We start from the raw sequence: 13,826 nt of genomic DNA on the forward strand, positions 1-13,826 counted from the left end.
GACACCATAGGGGTCCACCCCGAGCCCGATCGTCCGGCCCGGCGGTGCAGCACAAGGGGGTGCCGCCGATGATCCGCATCGCCGACAAGCAGCGGGAGCCCGGTCCGGGGATGCCGGTCAGCACGTGGCGACTGCGTGCCGACGCCTGGGAGTTCCTGCGGTTCGCGGTGAAGCGCCTCGCCCTCGAGGGCGAAGCCCGCGACGCCGTCGCGAACGCCGAGGAGATCCGTCGCAACCTGCGGGCGCTCGAGACGATCGAGCTGTACTGGGCGGGCTTCGGACAACGCTACGTGCGCCGCATCGGCGAGCTCATCGAGCAGGGCGACCCGGCGGGCGCCCTCGATCGCATCGGCCGGGTCGTGCACCGCCTGCGCCGCACCTCGGTGCCGGGTGCGACGGAGCCGACCGCCGACGAGGTCGAGCTCGCGGAGCAGCAGGACGACCACGATCCGCGGCCGCGGTTCGAGGTGCTGTTGATCGACGAGACCACCGAGGCCGACCGCGACGGAGCCCATGCCGAGATGCGGCGGCTGCGCAGCGACGCCGACGACTTCATCTACGACCTGGTGATCGTGCCCTCGGCCGACGACGCGATCGCGGCGCTGCTCACGAACCCCGGCATCCTCGCCTGCATCGTGCGGCCGGGGTTCAGCGACCGCACGCGCCAGCCGCTCAGCCCCGACCTGCACGCGACGGTCGACCTCGCCCACGCGCAGGCCGCGGCGGCCCCCGCCGCGGCGCGCAGCTCGATCCCGTCGGTGCAGCGGGTGCTCCGCCTCGCCGACACCCTGCACGCGCTCCGTCCCGAGGTGGACCTGTACCTCGTCGCGGGCGCCCACATCGAGGATCTGGCGGGCGCGCTCACGCACCGGTTCCGCCGCGTGTTCCGCCGCGAGGACCAGCTCGAGCTGCACCTCTCCCTGTTGCGCCGGGTCTCACACCTCTACGACGCGCCGTTCTTCGCGGCCATCCAGAACCACGCCCGCCGCCCGGTCGGGGTGTTCCACGCGCTGCCGGTGGGCCGTGGCGGCTCGGTCGTCAGCTCGAAGTGGATCCGGGATCTCGCCGACTTCTACGGCATGAACCTCCTGCTGGCCGAGACCTCGGCGACCTCGGGCGGGCTCGACTCGCTGCTCGCGCCGACCGGGGCCATCAAGAAGGCGCAGGATCTGGCCGCGCGCGCGTTCGGCGCGCAGCGCACCTTCCTCGTCACGAACGGCACCTCGACGGCGAACAAGATCGTCCATCAGGCCCTCGTCGAGCCGGACGACGTGGTGCTCGTGGACCGCAACTGCCACAAGTCGCACCACCACGCGCTCATGCTCACCGGCGGCAGGACGGCCTACCTCGAGGCCTACCCGCTGAACGACTTCGCCTTCTACGGGGCCGTGCCGATCGACCGGATCAAGCAGGTCCTGCTCGACTACCGCGCCGCGGGGCGGCTGCACGAGGTGCACCTGATCACCCTGACCAACTGCACGTTCGACGGCATCGTGTACGACCCGGCCCGGGTGATGGCCGAGTGCCTCGCGATCAAGCCCGACCTGGTGTTCCTCTGGGACGAGGCGTGGTTCGCGTTCGCCGCCTTCCATCCGATCACCCGCCAGCGCACTGCGATGGCGGCGGCGAAGCGCCTCGAGGAGATGCTGCGCTCCGCCGGGCACGCGGCCGCGTATCGGGCGCAGCGGGAGCGTCTGATCGATCCGGCGACGGGGGACCCCCGCGACGACGACGCGTGGATGAGCGAGCAGCTGATCCCGCCGCCGGACGCGCGCATCCGGGTGTACGCCACGCAGTCGACGCACAAGACCCTCACCGCGCTGCGGCAGGGATCCATGATCCACGTCTACGACCAGGACTGGGCGCTGGAGGCCGAGTACGCCTTCCACGAGGCGTTCATGACGCACACCTCGACATCGCCGAACTACCAGATCCTGGCCTCGCTCGATCTGGGCCGGCGTCAGGTCGAGCTCGAAGGGTACGAGCTCGTGCAGCGCCAGCTCGACCTGGCGACCAGCCTCGCCCAGTCGGTGGCGCGGCATCCGCTGCTGCGGCGCACCTTCCGGGTGCTCACCGCGCGCGACCTCATCCCGCAGCAGTACCGGCAGACGCGGCGGCCGATGCCGCTGCGCGACGGGTTCTCCGAGATGTGGCGCGCGTGGACGCAGGACGAGTTCGTCATCGATCCGAGCCGGGTCACGATCGAGATCACCGGAACGGGCGTCGACGGCGACACCTTCAAGCACACGCACCTGATGGACCAGTACGGCATCCAGGTCAACAAGACCAGTCGCAACACGGTGCTGTTCATGACGAACATCGGCACCTCGCGCAGCGCGATCGCCTACCTCGTCGAGGTGCTCGTCAAGCTGGCGCAGCGGTTCGAGCGCGAGCGCGCCTCGGGGGAGCGTCCGCCCCTCGAGGAGGGACCGGCCATGCCGCCGCTGCCCGACTTCAGTGCCTTCGCGCCGGCGTACGCGGCGGGATCAGGGCTCCCGGACGGCGATCTGCGGGCGGCGTTCTACGACGGGCAGCGCCGCGGACTGATCGAGTACGCGACCCCGGAGGCGCTGCGCGAGCGGGTGGCGCACGGCGAGCGCCCCGTCTCGGCGGGATTCGTGACGCCGTATCCGCCCGGGTTCCCCGTGCTCGTGCCCGGCCAGATCGTCACCGCCGAGGTGCTCGACTTCATGGCCGCGCTGGACACCCGGGAGATCCACGGCTTCGACCCGGTGCGGGGCTACCGCCTGATCCGCTGAGCCCCCGGGCCGATCCGGGATCGCCCGTACCGCGATCCTGTGGGGAGCCGACAACTGCCCGGATCCTCGTCCGGCTGCTCCGTTGGGGGATCTCCACAGCGGCCTTCGCCTCACGTTGTGTCAGACCTACCATGAAGACATCCCCGAAACCTCACGAGAGGATCCTCATGGTCGACGCCGCCGTTCGGACGAACACCGCGAAAAGCACCCAGGACGACACCGCGACGCGCATCGACGTCGACGCGGTCGGAGACCTGCTGCTCGGCACCTGGGCCGACACCCGCCGTGAGGCCCGCGAGATGATCAAGGATCCGGCGTTCTGGCGCGACGACTCGCTCGGCAAGGACGAGCACCGCGAGCGCGTGCTGAGCCAGATGCACCTCCTCGTGCAGAACAAGGCCGTGCACCGCGCCTTCCCGAAGCGGCTCGGCGGCGAGGAGAACAACGGCGGCAACATCGCCGGGTTCGAGGAGCTCGTGTCCGCCGACCCGAGCCTGCAGATCAAGTCGGGCGTGCAGTGGGGACTGTTCGGATCCGCCGTGCTGCAGCTCGGCACTGCGGAGCACCACGACCGGTGGCTCCCCGGGATCATGAGCCTGGAGATCCCGGGCGCCTTCGCGATGACGGAGATCGGGCACGGCTCCGACGTCGCCTCGATCGGCACCACGGCGACGTACGACCCTGCGACCGAGGAGTTCGTGATCAACACGCCGTTCCGCGCGGCGACCAAGGAGTACCTCGGCAACGCGGCGCTGCACGGCGTCGCGGCGACCGTGTTCGCCCAGCTCATCACCGATGGCGTGAACCACGGCGTGCACTGCTTCTACGTGCCGCTGCGCGGCGAGGACGGCGTCGACCTCCCCGGCATCGGCCGTGAGGACGACGGGCTCAAGGGCGGCCTGAACGGCATCGACAACGGCCGGCTGAGCTTCGACCACGTGCGCGTGCCCCGTACCAACCTGCTCAACCGCTACGGCGACGTCGCGGCCGACGGCACCTACACGAGCGCGATCGACAGCCCCGGACGCCGCTTCTTCACGATGCTCGGCACCCTGGTGCAGGGCCGGGTCTCGCTCGACGGCGCCGCGTCCTGGGCCTCGGCCCTCGGCCTGTACATCGCGATCACCTATGCCACGCAGCGCCGCCAGTTCAACGGCGCGAGCGGCGAGGAGACCACGCTCCTCGACTACGGCAAGCACCAGCGCCGTCTGCTCCCGCGCCTGGCGACCACCTACGCGCAGCTGTTCGCGCACGACGAGTTCCTGCAGAAGTTCGACGGCGTGTTCTCCGGTCGCACCGACACCCCGGACGATCGCGAGGATCTGGAGACGCTCGCGGCGGCGCTCAAGCCGCTCTCGACCTGGCACGCGCTGGACACCCTTCAGGAGTGCCGCGAGGCCTGCGGCGGCGCCGGCTTCATGTTCGAGAACCGTTTCGTGGGCCTGCGGGCGGATCTCGACATCTACGTGACGTTCGAGGGCGACAACAACATCCTGCTCCAGCTGGTCGGCAAGCGGCTGCTCACCGACTACGCGCGTCAGTTCACGGGCGCCGACGCCAAGGCTCTCGCGAAGTTCGCGGTCGAGCAGACCGCGGGACGGGTGTTCCACGGTGCCGGGCTGCGCCAGTTCGGGCAGGCGGTCGCGGATCTCGGATCCACGGCGCGCTCGGTCGAGAACGGGCTGCGCGCCGAGCAGCAGCACGAGCTGCTGTCCGACCGGGTGCAGCAGATGGTCGCCGACATCGCGGGCCGGCTGCGCGCCGCGGGCAAGGACAAGGAGCTCGGCGAGAAGCTGTTCAACGAGAACCAGGCCGAGCTCATCGAGGCGGCCCGCGCGCACGGCGAGCTGCTGCAGTGGGAGGCGTTCACGGACGCGATCGGCCGCATCGAGGACGAGGACAGCAAGACCGTGCTCACCTGGCTGCGCGACCTGTTCGGCCTGCAGCTCATCGAGAAGCACCTCGCCTGGTACCTCATCAACGGGCGTCTGTCGACGCAGCGTGCGGCGTCGGTCTCGCGCTACATCGACCGGCTCTGCGCGCGTCTGCGTCCGCACGCCCTCGATCTCGTGAACGCGTTCGGCTACGAGCCCGAGCACGTGCGGGCCCCTCTCGCCTCGGGCGCGGAGCAGATCCGCCAGGACGAGGCCCGCGCGTACTACGCCGACCTCAAGGCCTCGGGCGAGGCCCCGGTCGACGAGAAGGCGCTGAAGAAGGCCCGCCAGCTGTAAGCACTTCCCCTCCGGGGTCGTTGAGCGAGCGCAGCGAGACGAAACGCGGTGCCCCGTCGGAGCACCGCGTTTCGTCTCGGTCGCCTGCGGCGTCCTCGCTCAACGACCCCGTCGCGGACTCACTCCCCGGCGACGCGGGCGGTGAGGTGCTCGGCGAGCGGCAGATCGGTGGCGAGCACGACGCGCACGGTCGCGCCGTCGTGGTCGACCGCGCCGAGGCGCTGTCCGCGCAGGTCGAACACCGTCTGCCCGCGGCCGGGGCCGGAGGTGGTGTCGACCAGGGCGGGCACCGCGGGGGCGACCGTCGGCACCACCGTGCCGACGGCGATCGCCGCGGCGAGCGGGTCGTGCAGGGCGCTGCACCGGCGTCCGTAGGTGGGACGGTAGAAGTCCATGTAGAAGTCGAGCATCCCGGCGACCGAGCGCGCGACGGCGGATCCGGAAGCCGCGAGGCGGTCGCGGTGCGACTCCTCGAACACGTTCTCCATCGTCACGTCCAGCGGCACGACCACGACGGGCCACGCCGCGGCGAAGACCGCGGCCGCGGCCTCGGGGTCGTTGCCGATGTTCGCCTCGGCGAGCGCGGTGATGTTGCCCGGCACGAGCGCGGCCCCGCCCATGAGGGTCACCCGGGAGATCCGGGAGGGGAGCGTCGGATCCTGCGCGAGCGCGGCGGCGAGGTTCGTGAGCGGCCCGACCGCGAGCACCTGCAGCGATCCGGGGTGCTCGTGGGAGAGGCGGATCAGCAGATCGGCCGCGGTGCCCTCCGCGACCGGGCGCGCGGGCTCGGGGAGGGCGACGCCGCCGACGCCGTCGTCGCCGTGCACGTGCGGCGCACCTCCGTCGTACCCGTGGCTGAGGAAGTCGTGCGCGCCGATCGCGACGGGGACGTCGTCGCGATCGGCGAGGGCGAGCAGGCCCAGGGTGTTGCGCGCGGCCTGAGCCGCGGTGGTGTTGCCGCTGACCGTGCCGATCCCGGTGAGGACGATCTCGGGCGAGGCCAGCAGGTAGGCGAGCGCGAGCGAGTCGTCGATGCCGGTGTCGCAGTCGAAGTACAGCGCGGTGGGGGTTTCGGTCATCGGATCCTCCTCGGGATGCGGACGGGTCGGGGGCTCGGGGCGGCGTCGGGCGCGCGGGTCAGTCGGTCTTGGGCAGCAGGAACAGGCTCGCGACGAGGGCGAGCACGCTGATCCCCACGGAGATCCACAGTGCCACCCCGAAGCCGCCCGACACGACGAACGGTGCGACGACGGCGATGCCGAGGCTCGCGCCGAAGCCGAACGCGGTGCCGTTCATGCTGGGCAGGACCGCGGGGGCCTCGTTCGGCGACTGCAGCACGCCCAGTCCGTTGGTCGTCGTGAGCACGACGCCGTTGTAGGTGACGCCGAGCAAGGCGAACATCGCGAAGACGGTCCAGGGGCTGAACGGGAACAGCGCGATCACGATGAGCGCGGCGATCGAGAGCGCGAGGCCGATCCGCAGCATCGGGATCCAGCCCACCCGGCCGGCGAGCCAGCCCGACAGCGGGGCGGCGGCGAGGCCGATGAGCGCGGGCGGGGTCAGGTACAGCAGCGCGGACGTCGAGGCGTTCAGTCCGTAGCCGACCGCCTGGTTCTGGCTGAGGATCACGATGGTGAAGTTGATCACCGCGAACACGCTCGACAGGGTCAGCACCGTCACGACGAGCACCGGCCAGACCTGACGCGAGCGCAGGTGCTGCACGGCGACGAGAGGGGTGCGGCGGCGCTTCTCGATCATCACGAAGGCGCCGAAGGACACGGCGGTCCCCGCGAGGAGCAGCAGCGCGGGCGGCGAGAACCAGCCCTGGCCCGACCCGGTCGACACGAAGTAGGTGACGCAGATGAGGCCGATCGACATTGCGGCTGCGCCCCACCAGTCCATGCGCCCGGACGAGGACGGCTCGCCGTCCCGAGGCACGGCGAACAGGACGGCGACGATGGCGACCACCGCCACGACGAGGATCACGACGAACAGCGAGCGGAAGCCGTAGGCGTCGGCGAGCAGGCCGCCGATCCAGCCGTCGACGCCGCCGACGCCGCCGTTGATCGCGGTGAGCACGCCGAGCACGGTCGGGAAGACCGCGGCGGGCAGGGTCTCGGCGAGGATCACGTAGGAGATCTGGAACGCGGCGCTCGAGGCGCCCTGCAGCACCCGGCCGACGAGCAGCACGGGGAGGTTCGGGGCGACGAGGCACAGCACCGTGCCGAGCGCGATGAGGGCGAGCACGATGAGCAGCGCGCGCTTGCGGCCGATGAAGTCGCTCCAGCGGGCGAGCACGATGCCGCCGACCGCTCCGGCGAGGAAGAAGAGCGACGACACCTGGGAGACCGCGTCCATGGGGGCGCCGAGCTGCTTCGAGATGTCGGGCAGCGCGGGGCTGATCATGCTCGAGTTCAGCTGGAAGGCGACGACCGTGAGGATCAGGGTCGCCACGAGCAGGACGGAGCGGCCGCCGCGGAGAGGCTCGGGTCGGTCGAGCGCGGCAGGGGCGGGGGAGAGCTGCACAGTGACTCCTTCGTCAGAGAGGGGCATCGCCACCTCGGGTTATATGATGTTATACCTCTGAGGTAGAACATCTGCAAAGTGTGATCCCATGCTTGAATGAACGGCGAGCGCGACCCGACGACGGGCCGGCTGTGCGCGGTGGAGGAGATCCGATGACGGACGTGGAGCAGTTCCTGGGCAGGCCGCTGACCGCGCCCGTCGGCCAGCCGCTCCGCGTCGCGGTGTACTCCCGCCTCGCCGACGGGATCCGCTCGGGCGTCTTCGCCCTGGGATCCGCGCTGCCGAGGGAGACCGAGCTCGGCAGCGCGCTCGGGGTCTCCCGCACCGTCGTCCGCGAAGCGCTCATGCTGCTGGAGGAGGACGGACTGATCCGGACCCGCCGCGGGATCGGCCGCTTCGTCGCCGAGGACCTCCCTCTCGTCGGGCTCGAGGAGCTGCGCCCCCTCGAGGCCGCGCTCGCCGAGGGCGGCGACGACGTCGTCGTGCGCCAGACCGAGTTCGTCGTGCAGCCGACCACCGACTACGTCTCGAGCCACCTGGGCCTCGATGAGGCGGCGAACACCTGGTTCCGGGAGAGCGTGGTCGAGCGGGCCGGCGAGCCGATCGCGATCCTGCAGGAGCACCTGCCCGCGGGGCGCTACCTCACCGACGCGAATCCGCAGATCGCCGCCGTGCTCGAGGAGGCGACCGGCGATCCGAGCAGCCTGATGACGGCGCTCTCCGCCCGTGGCGCCGTGTTCGGCGCGGGGGTGTGCGAGATCACCGCGAACGTCGTCGGCCGCACCCGCGGCGCCCTGCTCGGACTCGCACCGGACTCGCCGGTGCTCATCCTCACGCAGACCGCCTCGTCGGGCGGAGCCCCCGTGTATCTCGCCAAGTGCATCGTCTCCGCGAAGGCGGGCGTCCTCTCGGTCGTGCAGACCGCGCAGTGACCCGACCGCCCGCCCTCGCCCCGTCTGAACTGGAGTCCCCATGACCGCGCCCCTCGCCCTCGCCGTCGTCGGCAGCATCAACGTCGACCTGACCGCGCGCGCCGCGCGTCTGCCCGGACCGGGCGAGACCGTCGGCGGCGGACGGCTGTCGCGGGAAGCCGGCGGCAAGGGCGCCAACCAGGCCGCAGCCGCCGCGCGTCTCGGCGCCGCCGTGCGGATGGTGGGCGCAGTCGGACCCGATCAGGACGGATCCTGGATGCTCGACGAGCTGGCGACCGCCGGCGTCGACACGGGGGCGGTGCGGCGCGGCACGGAGCCCACCGGAGTGGCGCTCATCGTCGTGGACGCGGCGGGGGAGAACCAGATCGCGGTGTGCGAGGGCGCCAACGGCGAGGTGGGCCTGGACGGCGTCGTCTTCGGATCCGACGAGGCGGTGCTCGCGCAGCTGGAGATCTCGATGGAGGTGATCTCCGCGCTCGCCGCGGCCGCACCGGGCTACTTCGCGGTCAATGCGGCGCCGGCGCTCGACCTGCCCGCCGCGGTGGTCGAGCGGGCGGACCTCATCATCGTCAACGAGACCGAGTACGCCCTGCTGCCCGCGCTGCGCACCGCGCGACGCGTCGCCGTCACCTACGGCGGCGACGGCGCGAAGCTCTTCGAGCACGGCGAGCTCGTCGCGCAGGCGCCCGCGGTGAAGACGAGCGTGGTGAACAGCGTCGGTGCGGGTGACGCGTTCTGCGCCGCACTGACGATCGCGCTCGCCTCGGGTGTCGACGCGCAGCGCGCGCTCTCGGGCGCCTGCGCCGTGGGCGCGGCGGCGGTGGCCGACCCGCGCTCGCAGCCGCGTCTCGCCCGGCTGGAGCAGTACCTGCCGGCCAGATGACCGCACCCCCGCCGGGATGTCGGGGCCCTCGCCTACCCTGGTCGTCATGACGATCCCCGCCGACGACCGCGTGCGCTGCCCCTGGACCGGAGAGGATCCGGAGTACCGCCGCTATCACGACGAGGAGTGGGGCACGCCCCTGCACGGCGATCGCGCGCTGTTCGAGAAGATGTCGCTCGAGGGGTTTCAGGCGGGGCTCAGCTGGATCACGATCCTGCGCAAGCGCCCGCGGTTCCGCGAGGTGTTCGCGGGGTTCGATCCCGCGGTGGTCGCGGAGTTCGGCGAGGACGACATCGCGCGTCTGATGGCCGATGCCGGGATCATCCGCAACCGCGCGAAGATCGAGGCGACGATCGGCAACGCCCGGCTCGTGCGCGAGATGGCCGGCGGAGAGCTCGACGAGCTCATGTGGTCGTTCGCCCCCGCCGCCGCCGAGGTCCGCCCGCGCTCGATGACGGACGTCCCGGCGGTGACGCCGGAGTCGCTGGCGATGAGCAAGGCGCTGCGCAAGCGCGGGTTCCGGTTCGTCGGTCCCACCACGATGTATGCGCTCATGCAGTCCGCGGGCATGGTCGACGACCACCTCGTCGGCTGCTGGCGCGCCGCCTGAGACCCGAGGGCCCTGCGCCGCGCCTCGGACGGCGTCTGCCTCAGCCGCGCACCTCGCGCTCGTTCGCACCCGCCATGCGGGCCTCGCGGGCGCCGGTCACGCTGCGCACCGGCTGGTCGTAGCCCTGCGGGTTCGCCACCTCCGAGGCCGTCTCGGTCTCGTGGTGGTGCCGCTTGTCGGTGTTCCGGTAGCGCTGGTACTGGAACAGGAAGAACGCGGGGCCGGTGAGCAGGAACAGCAGCGGAACCCAGCTCCCGTCGCTCGAGGAGCCCGACGAGGCGTGCACGATCATCGAGGGCAGCGCCCCGGAGAACAGCAGGCCGGAGAGATCCATCGTCACCTCCAGAAGATGAAGCCGGTCAGGACGGTGCCGATGATCCCGAACACCTCGGCGATGCCGGAGAAGATCCACAACCGGGTCGTGTTGATCGGCACCGAGCCCATCGTCTCGCCCGTGCGCCCGTTGACGGCGATGTAGTGCAGCAGCTGGCGGCCGTTGCCCTTCGTCTCCAGATAGCTGTACAGCCAGACCGGCAGATAGGCCGAGATCCAGCGATCGCCGACGACGTGGATGTCCTGCTGCTCCCAGCGCACCCCGCGGTCGTAGAAGCCGACGGTCTCCGCGGCCCGGAACCGGCCGATGTCCTCCGCCTGCTCCTGCGCGGGGGCGAACAGCGTGGTGAGGTCGAGGTCGCGGCGCTGCGAGGTGAAGCCGGAGAGGTAGTTGGCGTCGTAGCGCACCGCGTTCTTGGTGTCGAAGGGCATGATCGCGTTGATGATGTTGTTCGTGTTGCGGCTCGCCTCGAAGTCCCGCTTGTCGGCGGCGGACTCGATCGTCAGGTCGTCGACGTAGAGCGAGAACGTGCGGCCCACCTGGTACACGTCGTAGTCGTAGCGGGTCTCGCGGTCGTCGCCCTGGCCGACCGTGTACTTGCGCGTCGTGTGCTCGCCGGTGCCGGCGAACTGCACGTTCGCATTGAAGTCGACGACCAGGTAGGGCAGGTACACGCCCATCACGTTCTCGGGGGCGAACTGGGCCGTGAACCGGCGGTTCGCGAAGAACCGCCGCTTCTTCACGAACTCCGCGATGCGCGCGACGGCCTCGTCCTTGGGCAGCGAGAACGGGAGCACCACGTCGGGCACCGCGCCGTTGTCGATCTGCTGATTCACCGAGAGCGTGTTGCGGCACCAGTGGCATCGCGCCTGCATCGCGTGCGCGGTGTCGACCGCGATCTCGGCGCCGCAGGCCTGGCACTTGAACGTGACGACCTCGTCCACTCCCGGAACGATGGATCCGGATCCGGATCCGATGTGCCGGCCGCGCAGCTCGCTGATCGGGGTGTCCAGTCCGAACGCGGCGACCGCGTTCTCCTGCGCCCAGCGATGCCGGCAGAAGCGGCAGAACAGCATGCCGGAGGCGATGTCGAAGCCGATGTCGGTGGATCCGCACTTGGGGCACTTGTCGAGCCCGTCGCCCTTGTCGGATCCGGTGCGGATCACCTGGGGCCCGTCGTGCTCGTCGTAGGTGATCTGCGGAGCCTCGCCGGGGGCATACCCTGCGTTCGCCTCCTGCTCGCGCACGTTCTTCACGTCGTCCCAGGTGGCGTCCTTCATCGCGTCGGCCGGCGTCTCCTCGGTCGCCTGCTCGCGGGGGATGACCCCGTCCGGGGGTGCGTACGCCGAGGGGCCCGCGCCCTCGGGGAGGGGAGCGGCAGGCGGTGGGGGTGGCGGGGGCGGCGTCCCGGGGGCGGATCCACCCGGGCGAGACGGGTCGGACATCGGGGGAGGCTACAGTCCGAGGGCCTTGGCCTTGGCGGCGTCGTAGTCCGCCTGGGTGATGAGCCCCTGATCCAGCATCGCCTTGTACTGGGTGAGCTTGGCGAGCGGGTCATCGGCGGCGGGCGCCGCAGCCGCGGGCGCGGCTTCGGGCGCAGGGGCCTGCGCGGCCGGGGGCTGCGGCGTGGGGACCTGCTGGTAGGCCGGGGTGACGCCCTGCTGCTGGAGCCCTCCCATCGCGCCGCCCGCGGCGTTCAGGCCCATGCCCATCATCGCGATGTTGGTCGCGCCGCCGCCGCTCTCGCCGGCGGCCTGCATGCCCCGGGCCACCGACTGCTGCAGGAAGGAGTTGCCGCGGGCGCCGCCCAGGGCGTCGGCCTTCTGCACGTCGGCGAGCAGGGCGCGCGTGGTCTCGTCGTATTCGATGGCCTGCAGCGCGACGCTCACGATCGTGATCCCGCGGGCGCTCGTCCAGCGGTAGCCGTTCTCCACCGCGGCGGACAGCGACTGAGCGAAGCCCATCGAGTCGGCCTGGATCTTCGCCATCCGATTGCCCTTGGCGGGATCGTTCGTGTACAGCGAGAACGCCGGGGCGAGCGAGGAGACGACCTCGTTGAACAGCTGCGTCGCCGCGTCGTTGTCCATGTCGGTGAAGTCGAACACGCCGCCGCCGGGCTGCAGGTAGGTGAGCGGCACGAACTGCGACGCGAACAGGATCGGATCCACGATGCGCATCGTGTAGGTGCCGCGCGTGATCGCGCCGACCTGGGTGCCCAGGTAGGCGTCGTCCCAGTAGATCTCCGACTGCGTGCCGAAGCGGTTGTTGGGGAGCTCCCGCAGGTTCACGTAGAACACCAGCTGCTGGCTGCCCGGCTGCCCGCCGAACTTGAACCGCTCCCACGACTGGGTGATGAGCGGGCTCACGAACCCGTCGCCGGCGAAGATCGACTTCGAGTTCGGGTCGGAGCTTTGCCACTCGTAGCCGCCGGGCTGCGCGATGAAACCGGTGATGTGGCCGTCCTGGAAGGTGAGCACCCCGGTGCCCTCGGGGACGATGATCTTGGATCCGTTCGTGATGATGTTCTCGGATCCGCGCACGTTCGACCCGCGCCCGGCGTTCTGGCCCTGGGCGACGGCGGGGAAGATCGCGGCCGTCGGCGCGAGCCCCTGCGGCGGAACCAGGAAGTCCTTCCACTGGTCGGCGAGCGTGCCGCCGAGTGCACCGACGAATGCCTGGATGAATCCCATGATCGCGTCCCCTGACGTCGGGACGCCCCTGGCGGGGCGTCTGGGTCCGGCAGGAGGCCGGCGCCCCCTATCCACGCTCTTCCTACCACAGCGGCGTTCCGAGGGGGAGAGCGAACTGTCGGCCCGTGCGGCGGGAGGGGTCAGGCGGTCTCCGGCTTGCGGAACGCCTGACGCATGTGATCGCTGGTGAGGAAGTCGGCGACGCCGATCATGATGAGACTGAAGACGATCTGCTCGGTCACCATCCAGGCGGGATACAGCCCGGGGATGGCCGCCATCACGAGCGTGATGACGGGGAAGATCTGGGCGAACAGGCGCAGTCGCTGGTACGCCCAGCGCCAGCCCAGGGCGGCGCGCCACGCGAAGTAGAAGAGCGTGACGGTCATCGCGAGCACGATGAGCGCGCGCATCCACACCGCGAACGGCACCGCGGCGATGCTCCCGGCCTGCACCGCGATCACGACGGCCACGACGACCGCGGCGATCCCGATCACGAGCTCGACGGCGAGCAGCCAGAACACCCAGCGGAATGCGCGGACGGTGCGGTGATGATCGCGATCGGCTTCGGCGATCTTCTCGTGGGCGTTGCGGCCGCCGGCGATGCGGTCCACGCGCAGCAGCAGCGGCTCCACGCGCCGCAGCACAGGGTCGAGGAACATGCTCCGAGCGTACGGCTCCGCCCTATGCCGAGTGCGCGGATCCGGGCCCGCCGGCGGGAAATCGATCGAAGGATGGAGGGGCGATTCGGAGCGCACGTCAGCGGTGCCGGCCGTTTCCTTCGGGGTCGTTGAGCGAGGACGCCGGAGCCGCCCGAGACGAAACGCGGTGCCTCGGTAGTGACGGCGCTCGCTCAACGACCCC

General features: G+C 70.9%; 11 protein-coding genes. 5 read left to right on the forward strand and 6 right to left on the reverse strand.

Annotated elements, in window-relative coordinates:
* Positions 1-68: 68 nt before the first annotated feature.
* Both WFJ01_RS13120 and WFJ01_RS13125 read left to right on the forward strand, forming a co-directional pair.
* Positions 69-2,759, forward strand: a complete 2,691-nt coding sequence (locus tag WFJ01_RS13120; protein ID WP_336629271.1) for an aminotransferase class I/II-fold pyridoxal phosphate-dependent enzyme — start codon at positions 69-71, stop codon at positions 2,757-2,759.
* A gap of 167 nt (positions 2,760-2,926) precedes the next feature.
* Positions 2,927-4,990, forward strand: coding sequence for an acyl-CoA dehydrogenase family protein (locus tag WFJ01_RS13125; protein ID WP_251447369.1), 2,064 nt, complete (start codon positions 2,927-2,929; stop codon positions 4,988-4,990).
* Positions 4,991-5,109: 119 nt separating this feature from the next.
* Here the strand turns inward: WFJ01_RS13125 and WFJ01_RS13130 are convergent, their stop codons facing one another.
* Positions 5,110-6,069 (reverse strand): nucleoside hydrolase, encoded by a 960-nt coding sequence (locus WFJ01_RS13130; RefSeq protein ID WP_336629272.1) that lies wholly within the window; start codon positions 6,067-6,069, stop codon positions 5,110-5,112.
* Positions 6,070-6,127: 58 nt separating this feature from the next.
* Complete coding sequence (locus WFJ01_RS13135) at positions 6,128-7,516, reverse strand: MFS transporter (RefSeq protein WP_336629273.1); 1,389 nt, start codon at positions 7,514-7,516, stop codon at positions 6,128-6,130.
* 152 nt (positions 7,517-7,668) lie between these two features.
* Between WFJ01_RS13135 and WFJ01_RS13140 the strand changes: the two genes are divergently transcribed.
* From WFJ01_RS13140 to WFJ01_RS13150, 3 genes are read left to right on the forward strand one after another with little or no spacing between them, the layout of a single operon-like run.
* Positions 7,669-8,448, forward strand: a complete 780-nt coding sequence (locus tag WFJ01_RS13140; protein WP_336629274.1) for a GntR family transcriptional regulator — start codon at positions 7,669-7,671, stop codon at positions 8,446-8,448.
* 40 nt (positions 8,449-8,488) lie between these two features.
* Positions 8,489-9,331, forward strand: a complete 843-nt coding sequence (locus WFJ01_RS13145; protein WP_251447357.1) for a PfkB family carbohydrate kinase — start codon at positions 8,489-8,491, stop codon at positions 9,329-9,331.
* A gap of 46 nt (positions 9,332-9,377) precedes the next feature.
* Positions 9,378-9,941, forward strand: a complete 564-nt coding sequence (locus WFJ01_RS13150) for a DNA-3-methyladenine glycosylase I (RefSeq protein ID WP_336629275.1) — start codon at positions 9,378-9,380, stop codon at positions 9,939-9,941.
* Between the two features lie 40 nt (positions 9,942-9,981).
* Here WFJ01_RS13150 and WFJ01_RS13155 read toward each other — a convergent pair whose 3' ends face one another.
* The 4 genes from WFJ01_RS13155 to WFJ01_RS13170 all read right to left on the reverse strand — a co-directional run bounded on the left by WFJ01_RS13155 (position 9,982) and on the right by WFJ01_RS13170 (position 13,624).
* Positions 9,982-10,275, reverse strand: coding sequence for a hypothetical protein (locus tag WFJ01_RS13155; protein ID WP_336629276.1), 294 nt, complete (start codon positions 10,273-10,275; stop codon positions 9,982-9,984).
* Positions 10,276-10,277: 2 nt separating this feature from the next.
* Positions 10,278-11,720, reverse strand: coding sequence for a TFIIB-type zinc ribbon-containing protein (locus WFJ01_RS13160; RefSeq protein WP_336629277.1), 1,443 nt, complete (start codon positions 11,718-11,720; stop codon positions 10,278-10,280).
* A gap of 9 nt (positions 11,721-11,729) precedes the next feature.
* Positions 11,730-12,965, reverse strand: coding sequence for an SPFH domain-containing protein (locus WFJ01_RS13165; protein WP_292887691.1), 1,236 nt, complete (start codon positions 12,963-12,965; stop codon positions 11,730-11,732).
* A gap of 140 nt (positions 12,966-13,105) precedes the next feature.
* Complete coding sequence (locus WFJ01_RS13170) at positions 13,106-13,624, reverse strand: hypothetical protein (RefSeq protein ID WP_251447342.1); 519 nt, start codon at positions 13,622-13,624, stop codon at positions 13,106-13,108.
* Positions 13,625-13,826 lie beyond the last annotated feature (202 nt).

This window comes from Microbacterium sp. MMO-35 (genome assembly GCF_037147555.1).
Taxonomy (GTDB): Bacteria; Actinomycetota; Actinomycetes; order Actinomycetales; family Microbacteriaceae; genus Microbacterium.

What these genes read in the sequence shown, in the direction of transcription:
- WFJ01_RS13120 (WP_336629271.1), top strand. Translation starts at nt 69, where the DNA reads ATGATCCGCATCGCCGACAAGCAGCGGGAGCCCGGTCCGGGGATGCCG.
- WFJ01_RS13125 (WP_251447369.1), top strand. Translation starts at nt 2,927, where the DNA reads ATGGTCGACGCCGCCGTTCGGACGAACACCGCGAAAAGCACCCAGGAC.
- WFJ01_RS13130 (WP_336629272.1), bottom strand. Translation starts at nt 6,069, where the DNA reads ATGACCGAAACCCCCACCGCGCTGTACTTCGACTGCGACACCGGCATC.
- WFJ01_RS13140 (WP_336629274.1), top strand. Translation starts at nt 7,669, where the DNA reads ATGACGGACGTGGAGCAGTTCCTGGGCAGGCCGCTGACCGCGCCCGTC.
- WFJ01_RS13145 (WP_251447357.1), top strand. Translation starts at nt 8,489, where the DNA reads ATGACCGCGCCCCTCGCCCTCGCCGTCGTCGGCAGCATCAACGTCGAC.
- WFJ01_RS13150 (WP_336629275.1), top strand. Translation starts at nt 9,378, where the DNA reads ATGACGATCCCCGCCGACGACCGCGTGCGCTGCCCCTGGACCGGAGAG.
- WFJ01_RS13155 (WP_336629276.1), bottom strand. Translation starts at nt 10,275, where the DNA reads ATGGATCTCTCCGGCCTGCTGTTCTCCGGGGCGCTGCCCTCGATGATC.
- WFJ01_RS13160 (WP_336629277.1), bottom strand. Translation starts at nt 11,720, where the DNA reads ATGTCCGACCCGTCTCGCCCGGGTGGATCCGCCCCCGGGACGCCGCCC.
- WFJ01_RS13165 (WP_292887691.1), bottom strand. Translation starts at nt 12,965, where the DNA reads ATGGGATTCATCCAGGCATTCGTCGGTGCACTCGGCGGCACGCTCGCC.
- WFJ01_RS13170 (WP_251447342.1), bottom strand. Translation starts at nt 13,624, where the DNA reads ATGTTCCTCGACCCTGTGCTGCGGCGCGTGGAGCCGCTGCTGCTGCGC.